The 9,115-nt window shown below is 65.5% G+C and carries 9 protein-coding genes; 2 read left to right on the top strand and 7 right to left on the bottom strand.

Annotated elements, in window-relative coordinates; genetic code table 11:
* The first annotated feature begins 217 nt into the window (after nt 1–217).
* Both ftsH and CIT40_RS25410 read left to right on the top strand, forming a co-directional pair.
* Nucleotides 218–2,023, top strand: coding sequence for an ATP-dependent zinc metalloprotease FtsH (gene ftsH / locus CIT40_RS25415; RefSeq protein ID WP_167443374.1), 1,806 nt, complete (start codon nt 218–220; stop codon nt 2,021–2,023).
* Between the two features lie 214 nt (nt 2,024–2,237).
* The gene (locus CIT40_RS25410; RefSeq protein ID WP_094891169.1) at nt 2,238–2,456 is read left to right on the top strand and encodes a DUF6894 family protein; all 219 of its coding nucleotides are present in this window, start codon (nt 2,238–2,240) and stop codon (nt 2,454–2,456) included.
* Nucleotides 2,457–2,513: 57 nt separating this feature from the next.
* Here the strand turns inward: CIT40_RS25410 and CIT40_RS25405 are convergent, their stop codons facing one another.
* The 7 genes from CIT40_RS25405 to CIT40_RS25375 all read right to left on the bottom strand — a co-directional run bounded on the left by CIT40_RS25405 (nt 2,514) and on the right by CIT40_RS25375 (nt 9,111).
* Entirely contained in the window at nt 2,514–2,999 is a 486-nt protein-coding gene (locus CIT40_RS25405) for a hypothetical protein (protein ID WP_094891170.1), read from the bottom strand.
* 125 nt (nt 3,000–3,124) lie between these two features.
* Complete coding sequence (locus CIT40_RS25400; RefSeq protein WP_094891171.1) at nt 3,125–3,751, bottom strand: FMN-dependent NADH-azoreductase; 627 nt, start codon at nt 3,749–3,751, stop codon at nt 3,125–3,127.
* A 3-nt stretch (nt 3,752–3,754) separates the two neighbouring features.
* A complete protein-coding gene (locus CIT40_RS25395) occupies nt 3,755–5,329 on the bottom strand; it encodes an isochorismatase family protein (protein WP_094891172.1) in 1,575 nt (524 codons plus the stop codon).
* Nucleotides 5,330–5,350: 21 nt separating this feature from the next.
* Nucleotides 5,351–6,199: an N-acyl homoserine lactonase family protein gene (locus CIT40_RS25390; RefSeq protein ID WP_094891173.1), complete on the bottom strand. Its 849-nt coding sequence runs from the start codon at nt 6,197–6,199 to the stop codon at nt 5,351–5,353.
* 31 nt (nt 6,200–6,230) lie between these two features.
* A complete protein-coding gene (locus tag CIT40_RS25385; protein ID WP_094891174.1) occupies nt 6,231–7,115 on the bottom strand; it encodes an amidohydrolase family protein in 885 nt (294 codons plus the stop codon).
* Entirely contained in the window at nt 7,112–8,233 is a 1,122-nt protein-coding gene (locus tag CIT40_RS25380) for a vWA domain-containing protein (RefSeq protein WP_094891175.1), read from the bottom strand. The genes CIT40_RS25385 and CIT40_RS25380 overlap by 4 nt, the downstream gene beginning before the upstream one ends.
* Nucleotides 8,230–9,111 (bottom strand): AAA family ATPase, encoded by an 882-nt coding sequence (locus CIT40_RS25375; protein WP_094891176.1) that lies wholly within the window; start codon nt 9,109–9,111, stop codon nt 8,230–8,232. The genes CIT40_RS25380 and CIT40_RS25375 overlap by 4 nt, the downstream gene beginning before the upstream one ends.
* Nucleotides 9,112–9,115 lie beyond the last annotated feature (4 nt).

Raw genomic sequence — 9,115 nt, 5'->3', positions numbered from 1 at the left:
CGCCGTGGGCCGCCGCGCCGGACGGCGATCTTGGAAGAGATCGGGGGCGGGGCCGTGGCTTTGCCCCCATTTCGGTTGCGCGAATGTGAGCTGGCCGCGGTGTTGAGCTGAATCAAGCAGGAACCTGCCGTTCCTCGTTACCATTTGCCTTTCAGGTGACGGCGATGGGAGAAGCAGGTTGGAGTCCGATCAAGGTTCACGGAAGCCGGGCCTCGCGATGGCTGCCATTTTGGCGGGTGGCTTGCTGCTCGTCATGCTGCAGTTCGGCCTTGCTACGTATAGCTCGACTGAAACCATTCCCTACAGCCAGTTCGAGCAGTTGCTCGCCCAGGACAAGATCACCGAGGTGTCCGTCGGCTCTGATACGATCCAGGGGAAATTGAAAGAGCCGCTTCCGGGCGGCAAATCCGCCTTCATCACCGCCCGCGTCGATATGGCCTTGGCCGAAAAGCTCGCGGCGAAGGGCGTGAGCGTCACCGGCGTTGCCGGTGGTGGAGCGTTGCAGACGTTGCTGTCCTGGATCTTTCCGGTCATCGCCTTTTTTCTGATCTGGTTCTGGATGGGCCGCGGGATCGGTGGCGCCCAGGGCCTGGGCGGGTTGATGTCGATCGGCAAGTCCCGCGCAAAGGTCTACGTCGAGAAGGACATCAAGGTCACCTTTGCCGATGTCGCCGGCGTGGACGAGGCCAAGTTCGAGCTGCAGGAGGTGGTGTCGTTCCTCAGGGATCCCAAGAGCTATGGCCGCTTGGGGGCCCATGTCCCCAAGGGCATTCTGCTCGTCGGACCGCCGGGGACGGGAAAGACCCTGTTGGCCCGCGCGGTGGCGGGAGAAGCCGGCGTCCCGTTCTTCTCGATCTCGGGCTCGGAATTCGTGGAGATGTTCGTCGGTGTCGGCGCCGCCCGGGTTCGGGATCTGTTCGAGCAGGCCCGCAAGGCGGCCCCATGCATCATCTTCGTCGACGAACTCGACGCGCTGGGACGCAGCCGCGGGCCGCAGTCGTTCGGCGGCTACGACGAGAAGGAGCAGACGCTCAATCAGCTCCTGTCCGAACTCGACGGCTTCGACCCGAGCGCCGGCGTCATTCTGCTGGCGGCCACCAACCGGCCCGAGGTCCTGGATCCGGCGCTGCTGCGCGCAGGTCGGTTCGACCGGCAGGTTCTGGTTGACCGGCCGGACAAGATCGGCCGCGTTGCGATCCTGAAGGTGCACGCCCCCAAGATTCACATCAGCAAGGACGTCGAGCTCGACAAGGTGGCAGGTCTCACGACCGGCTTCACCGGGGCCGACCTCGCAAATCTCATCAACGAAGCCGCGATCGCGGCGACCAGACGGAGCGCCGAGGAGGTCACGTTCGACGATTTCGTCACGGCGATCGAGCGGATCGTGGCCGGCATCGAGAAAAAGAGCAGGGTACTCAGCAAGGGCGAACGGCGCAGGGTCGCCTATCACGAGATGGGCCATGCCCTCGTTGCGGCCAGCCTCCCTGGCGTCGATCCCGTGCAGAAGGTGTCCATCGTCCCGCGTGGGATCGGTGCGCTGGGGTATACCATTCAGCGTCCGACGGAGGACAGGTTCCTGCTGACGGTCGAGGAGCTGAAGAACCGCATCGCGGTGCTGATGGGAGGACGCGCGTCGGAGCATCTGATCTTCGACGGGGCGATCTCGACCGGTGCAGCCGATGACCTTCAACGTGCGACCGAAGTCGCGATCGAAATGGTGACCAAGTACGGTATGGACGAGACGGTGGGACAACGCACCTATGCGTCCAAGCCGCAGGCCTTTCTCGTGGCGGCGCAGGACAGGATCGTTGCGGCCGCGGAGGCTACCGGCCGCGAGATCGATCTCGCCGTACGTAACCTGATCGAGGAGGGAGAGCGCCGCGCCCGCGAGATCCTCCAGCGCCGGCGGGCAGATCTCGATGCCGGCGCCGAACTATTGATCGCAAACGAAACGGTTACGGCCGAGCAGTTTGCACCGCTGCTCGGCAAGCGCTCCGGAGACAGCAAGCCGGTCGCCGCATGACGGCGCCGGGTGAAATCGCTGGAATGCGATTGCCGTGCGCAGGGAATGGGACCTTTGAGCATTGCCCGATTGTCCCGGATTTGATCCGGGTCAAGATTTCGACCGGCGGGCTCATTATGATCGAGCTTTAGGTCGCCGCGGGCTACCCCGAGCCTCGGCAGCTTCCCGTAATAATGACGTCATCCAAGCCGCGTGAAGACGCGGGAAAGAGTTCATGCCCAACTATTATTTCGACATGAAGGACGGTGTACCCGTCCGGGACAGGTCCGGACTGGAGCTGGTGAGCGATGGCGCCGCCATCGCGCACAGCAAGAATCTCGCTGACGGGGTGCGCAGAGACAAGCCGAAGGGCCATCCCGACCTGCAGGTCGTCGTCATCGACGAGAGCGGCCGGGAAATCCATCGCGAGCGGATTTATCCAGACGCCACCTGATCATTGGCCCGCCGCCACGAAGGCCGGGCCGCGATCATTCAGCCTGGCCCAGCCGCATCATTTCTTCATGCCGCTTCCGGATGGCGAAAAGATCTGGTTGGCGGGCGGTTGCCCGCCGGTCGGTACGGAGATCGCAATGAAGCCGCGTCCCATCGATTTGTGGCAGGCGTTGCAGCCCTCGGTCAGCCCGCGCATGGAAACGGCGAACTTGCGACTGTCTGCCGCCGCGATCGCGTCGGCGATCGAGAGCAGCGGCTCCTTCATCGTGGTCACGTTGCTGACCGGAATTGCCGGGTAGAACATCGCCGCTTCGGCCAAGCTGTTGGTCAGTTGGCGCAACTCATACGCGGCGAGGTCCCAGTTTCCCGCCTTGCCTGCATGCCACAATTTGAGATGCTGAAGCTGGGCCATGCTCATGACCTCGACGAGGCGAGGCCCTTCTTGCTTGCTGCTCGCAGAGGGCGGAAAGTCTGACTGGGCAACCGCGGACGAGACCGCGCCCACCGAAATCATTAGAACCGCGCACCAATTCTTCACCGTCATCCGACCATTCCTTGCTGATTGGAAGCCTGAATATCAGGGCCACGCTCCGTGCTCTTGCGGTGAATCAATCCTGCTGCGCTGGCCCGCTTGGGCCGGGCCAGGACGGGGCCGGCGTTGCCGAGTGCTCAGAAAGTCGCGGCCATTGCGGCCAGCCGTCGATGGGCCCTGTCCCGCGCAGCCTCGATCGGCTGCTGCGGCCCGGTGGTTGGCCCGATCGGCACGAAACGGACATCGTCGATGCCGATGAAGCGCAGGATGTCGCGCAGGTAAGGCGTTGCCATGTCGATGCGGCCGCGGTTCATGCCGGTGGCAAAGTCGCTGCCGCTGGCGAGAATCACCAGCGTCGGCCGGTCCTTGAGCAGCGGGAGATAACCCTGTGACGGGTCGAACCGGAATGTCAGCCCGGGCTGCACGATGATGTCGAACCACTGCTTGAGCTTGTAGGGAATGCCGAAGTTCCACATCGGCGTCGAGATCAGCACGCGATCGGCCAACGAGAACCGCAGCGCCATGCGCTCGGCCTCGGCAAAGCCGTCGCGCTGCGCGTCGTTGAACGCTTGCCCGTTCATCCGGGCATATTTGGCCTCGACGATGGGGCCCGAGAATTCAGGCACCCGCTCCCGCCAGAGGTCCATGACGTCGAGATCCCAGTCCGGCCGGGCCTGGCGAAAGCCGTCGAGAAAGACCCGCGCGCCGGCGGTCGACTCGGAGTCGGCGCGGGGTGAGCAGGAGAGGTGCAGGAGCTTTGCCACCGCTCATCTCAGCGCGTTGATAACGGCGTCTGCCCTCGTGACGATCGCGACGTTCTGCATGGCGAAGTTGATCGACGCATTGTGCCAGTCCGCGTTCATGGTCGAGCAGCAATCCTCGGGGACGATCATGAAGTAACCCTTGTCTGCCCCGGTGCGGGCGGTGTGCTCGACCGACATGTTGGTCCAGGCGCCGGTGTTGATGATCATGTCGCGCCCGGTCGCTTTGAGGATTGTCTCCAGCCGCGTGCCTTCCCAGGCGCTCATCCGCATCTTCTCGACGACGAAATCGCCTGGCCGCGGTTCGAGGCTGGAAACGGGCGCCGCGCCCCAACTGCCGCGCACCATCGCCTTGCTATCGACCAGACCCTCGAACAGCGGCGCGTTCAGCGTCACGCCGGGTGCGCCCGGCTCGACCACGAACCAGACGTGGATGATGGCAACGCCCCGTGCCCGCGCGGTCTCCGCAAGGCGGCGGACGTTCTCGACGACGTGCTGGTGCTTCGCATGTCCAGGCGCACCGGACTCGGCGAAGGCGCCGCCATCCATGATGACGTCGTTCTGAAGGTCCTGAATGATCATGGCACAGCGCTGCGGATCGAGCCGCATCTCGCCGTCGGCGAGGATCGGCGCCGCCGGCGAGGCGCTTGCCGCCTGGCCGCCGCCGCTTCGCCGGCCGCTCATGTAGGGCTCATGCCGCGGGCCGACCTTGGTCGGAATGGCGTAGACCGAATGCGTGGAGGTCAGATACAGCGTGCGGAAATCCGGGCCGCCCCAGGCGAGGTTGGCGACCATCTCGGGCACGCGGACCTTGCCGAGCAGCTCGCCGCGCGGTGAATAGACCCAGACCCCGCCGGGCGCGGTGACCCAGACATTGCCATGCTGGTCGCATTTCATGCCGTCGGGCAGGCCGGCCTCGAGCTCGGAGCGGATGCCGCTTGCGAACACCCGCGCATTCGACAGCGAGCCGTCGGCATTGACCTCGAAGACGCGGATCAGCGCCTGCACGGTGTCGTTGACATAGAGCAGCGTCTCGTCCGGCGAGAAGCACAGCCCGTTCGGCTGGTCGAACAGATTGCGCTCGACCACGAGCTTCGGCTCGCCGCCGGGCACGAGACGATAGACGCCCTGGAAGCCGAGCTGGCGCGGGCGCTCCACGCCGTAGACCGGCATGCGGCCGTACCAGGGATCGGAGAAATAGATCGCGCCGGAGGAGTGAACGCAGACGTCGTTCGGGCTATTCAGCTCCTGGCCCTGGAAATGCGAAGCCAGCACCTCGCGCCGCCCGTCCGGCCGTTCGCGGATCAGCGATGAGGTCGCGTGCTCGCAGACGATCAGATTGAGCTCGGCATCATAGGTCATGCCGTTGCACTTGTTCGAGGGACGCTTGACCTCGGCCACACCGCGCCGCGCGTCCCAGCGACGGCGTACATCACCCGGCATGTCCGAGAACAGCAGATAGTGATCGACCGGATGCCAGATCGGCCCCTCCGTGAAGTCGAAGCCGGTGCCGACCTGCGCGACCGGCGCGTAGGGGTCGATCAGGGTTTCGAATTCGCTTCGCAAAGTGACGTGCGTCATCGGTCGATCCCTCCGATCATCTCAGGCCGGGAACCAGTTGCGTGCGGGCAGGGACTGCACGATCGGTCCGGGGACCTGATCGTGCAGCCGGCCCACGACGTTGCCGCCTTCGATCTTGGCGGGGCGGTCGTGCACCGGCAGCAGATAGCGCGAATTGCTCAGCAGCTTCTTGATCGAGGCCTTCTCGGCGCGCTTGCTGGTGCCATGATTGCCTGTCGTGCGCGGCTCCCAGTCGTTGATCTCGTTGAAGGGCGTCACGATCTGGTCGTTGAAATCGTAGATCACGTCGCCACAGATCGTCGCGATGCCGTCGGCGGTCTCGACGATGACGTTCATCGAGCCCTCGGTGTGCGCATTGGCGGCGTCGCAATAGACGCCGGGCATCAGCTCGATCGGGCCGGTGATCTCGAGGTCGAGGAAGCGCAGAGCGCTCTTGGTGTGCAGGCGGTCGATCAGGTGCTTGATGTCGGGCGCCGGATATTGCGGATGCATCAGGCCGGAGACGGAATATTCGAGCTCCTTGCGGTTGAGCACGACGGTCGTGTTCATCGGGAACAGATCGTCCTTGCCGGCATGGTCGATGTGCAGATGGGTGTGGCAGACGAAACGGACGTCGCCCATGCGCACGCCGTGGCGAGCCAGCTGGTTCTCGATCATGTTCTCGTGGTACTGCAAGCCCCGCATGCCCAGCGTCTCCATGATCTGGTTGGAGCGGTAGCCGGTGTCGACCACGACCGGATATTTCCCCCCGAGGATCAGGAAGCCGAGGGTGAGGACGCGGCGGGTGCGGCCACAGTCGCGGCCGAGCACTAGAAAGCTCGATTCCAGTTCGATATCGCCATAGTCCAGGATCTTGATCTCCAGCGCCATTCGTTGGCCTCCCTCATCTGTTTCTTGTTTGTCAAAGCCGGTAGACGCGCGTCGCGGTCGTCCTGAAGATGGCGGCCTGCTGCTCCGCGCTGAACGGCGCGGCGGCCGCGCGAAAGGCGCCGACGAGTTCGCGATAGCTGGTCCACAATTTCTCGATCGGGAAATTGGAGCCGAACAGGCAGCGCTCGGCGCCGAAGATCGCGACGGTGTCGGTGAGGACCGCTGCGATGTGCGCGGGATCGTTGCGATGAATGAAGGTGCCGAGCCCGGACAGTTTTGACACCACGTTCGGACAGGCCGCAAGCCGGGCCATCCCGCTGCGCCAGGCGGCGCGGCCGGAAGGCGAGAGATCCTCCAGCATGCCGGCATGCTGCAGGATGAAGGTCACGTCGGGGCAAGCCTCGGCCAGCGCAGCGGCGTCCGGCATCTGCGGGGTGAACACCTGCAAATCAAAGCTCCAGCCGTAGTCGGCGAGACGCGCGACGTTGCGGCGGATCATCGGATCGGCGCAGAGATCCGCCCGGGCGGCGAAGCGGTAGAGCGGATTCTCGTGCCAGTGCAGCTGCATGCGCACGCCGCGCACGAGTGGATAGCGCTTCAGGCGATCGAGCTGCGGGCGTACGTCGTCCACGGCAAAATCGGCATAGGCGACGATCGCGTGCGGCCAGCCGTGTTCGTCGGCTGTCCGCTGCACCCAGGCCGCCTCGTCCTCGAAGCGGTCGTTGGCCCAGTTGGTCTGCACATAGACCGATCGCGTGACACCGGTGCCCTTGATGTCATCGAGATATTCCTGGATCGGATAGTCGCGACGGATCGGTTCATACGGCCCGAAGATGCGGGGCTGCATCGGGCCGGTCAGCCAGGGCAGGTCCGCTTGCCGCCAGATGTGATGATGGCCATCGACAATATCGGTCACGCCGCTCTCCTTCGTCCCAATGCCAGAATATGGGCGACGATTGACGCGCTCGACCCGCCGTCCACGATGTCATCGACGACGCGCTCGATCGCGACGAGCGCTTCGGTCTGCGGGCGGAAGCCGGGGCTCGTCGCCAGCGGCGTCAGCCAGCTCAGGCGCCAGGCCCGCCGCGATAATTTCGCGACGGCGTCGCGCAGCGCATCGGGTTCGCCGCGCTCGAGTCCGTCGGAGACGATCACCACCGCGGCGCCGCGCGCATAGCCTCCGAAGCGGGGCACGGCGAGGAAGGCTTGGAGCGCGTCGCCGATGCGGGTGCCGCCGTCCCAGTCGCTGACCAGATGCGCGGCGGCGTTCATCGCCTGCTCGCGGCGCTTCAGCCGTAGCGGGCGGGTGATTCGGGTCAGCCGCGTGCCGAAGGTGAAAACTTCGACACTGGGGGCCGCCTGCACCAGCGCATGCGCGAGCTTCATGTTCTCCTCGGTGCGGCTCTTCATCGAGCCCGAAACGTCGATCAGCAGCAGCATCTTGCGCGGGCGCTGGCGCCGCTTCATGTGGCCGAGCCGCAGGATCTCGCCGTCGCTGCGGACAGAGTCGCGCAAGGTGCGGCGGAGATCGGCAAACGGTCCGCGGCGGGCGCGCATGCGGCGATGCCCGCGCCGTCGCGGCAGCCGCTGCGGCGCCTCCCGTGCCAGGCGGCGCAATGCATCCGTGCTCGATGTCGCCCCGAAGCGGCGCTCGACCAGCGCCTCGCTTCGGGTCGCGGTGAGACCGGACTCGGTGGCGTCGTCGGAGAGCAAAGGCTCTTCGTCGCCGCGGCCTTCCTCCTGAAGCCGGACAGTCTCGTCGTCCTCGCTGTCCTCGGCACGCGCGATGGCCTCGCTGCCGCGGAAATGTAGGTCGAATAACCGGTCGAATGTCGCGCGCCGTTCGGGCGGCGGGGCCAGCGTCGCCAGCGCGGCTTGCCGGATGTGCTCGATGCTGCGCGGGCCGAGCAGTTCGATCGCGGCCAGGAACGTCGTCGTCTGCTCCGGTGCGACGGCAAAGCCGTTAGCGCGCAGCAAGGGTGCGAAGGCGACGAAGATGCGCGCGGCGCGCGGGAGCTGCGGCTCGGTGGTCATGCGGTCACCTCCGCGAGCATGGCATCGAGCCGCGGCGAGATGAAATGCAGATCCTCCTCGTCCTTCAGCGCCACGCCGATCGAGCGCTTGAACGCATCCGGCCAGCGCGCGCCGCCGTTGTGGAGCAGCGTCGCCGCCTCCGCCCAATCCACGGCCTCGGCAATGCCGGGCGCCTTGCTCAGGGGCTCGCGTCGCAGCTTCTCGACGGCCGCGACGACGGCGCGGGCGGTGGTCTCGGCGACGCTGGAGGCGCGCATCATGATGATCCGCGCCTCGCGCTCCGCGGTCGGATAATCGATCCAGTGATAGACGCAGCGACGTCGCAAGGCCTCGTGCAGATCGCGCGTCCGGTTCGACGTCAGCACCACCACGGGGCGTTCGGCTGCGCGGATCGTGCCGCGCTCGGGAATCGAGATCTGGAAATCGGAGAGGAATTCCAGCAGGAAGGCCTCGAATTCCTGGTCGGCGCGGTCGATTTCGTCGATCAGCAGCACGGTGGAATCCGGCGCCCGGAGCGTGGCCAGCATGGGGCGCTCGATCAGGAAGGTCTCGCCATAGATATCGATGCTCTCGTCGCCGGCCTGGCGAATCGCCAGCATCTGGCGCGGGTAGTTCCACTCATAGAGTGCGGCAGAGGCGTCGATGCCCTCGTAGCATTGCAGGCGGATCAGGCGCCGGCCGAGCACGGCAGCGATCGCTTTCGCCGCCTCCGTCTTGCCGACGCCCGGCGCGCCTTCGAGCAGCAACGGCTTGCCGAGCGCAAGGCCGAGATAGGCCGATGTCGCAAGGCCCTCGTCGGCAAGGTAATAGGCCGCCCGAAGCGCCTTCTCAAGCGCGTCCGGGCTGTCGATGCCGACGATGTTGCTGCGAACCGCCACGGCC

This window comes from Bradyrhizobium amphicarpaeae (assembly GCF_002266435.3).
GTDB lineage: Bacteria > Pseudomonadota > Alphaproteobacteria > Rhizobiales > Xanthobacteraceae > Bradyrhizobium > Bradyrhizobium amphicarpaeae.
The sequence above is the reverse complement of the archived record's forward strand: the minus strand, read 5'-3'. Positions and strand labels throughout refer to the sequence as shown.

What these genes read in the sequence shown, in the direction of transcription:
- CIT40_RS25380 (WP_094891175.1), bottom strand. Translation starts at nt 8,233, where the DNA reads ATGACCACCGAGCCGCAGCTCCCGCGCGCCGCGCGCATCTTCGTCGCC.
- ftsH (WP_167443374.1), top strand. Translation starts at nt 218, where the DNA reads ATGGCTGCCATTTTGGCGGGTGGCTTGCTGCTCGTCATGCTGCAGTTC.
- CIT40_RS25390 (WP_094891173.1), bottom strand. Translation starts at nt 6,199, where the DNA reads ATGGCGCTGGAGATCAAGATCCTGGACTATGGCGATATCGAACTGGAA.
- CIT40_RS25410 (WP_094891169.1), top strand. Translation starts at nt 2,238, where the DNA reads ATGCCCAACTATTATTTCGACATGAAGGACGGTGTACCCGTCCGGGAC.
- CIT40_RS25395 (WP_094891172.1), bottom strand. Translation starts at nt 5,329, where the DNA reads ATGACGCACGTCACTTTGCGAAGCGAATTCGAAACCCTGATCGACCCC.
- CIT40_RS25405 (WP_094891170.1), bottom strand. Translation starts at nt 2,999, where the DNA reads ATGACGGTGAAGAATTGGTGCGCGGTTCTAATGATTTCGGTGGGCGCG.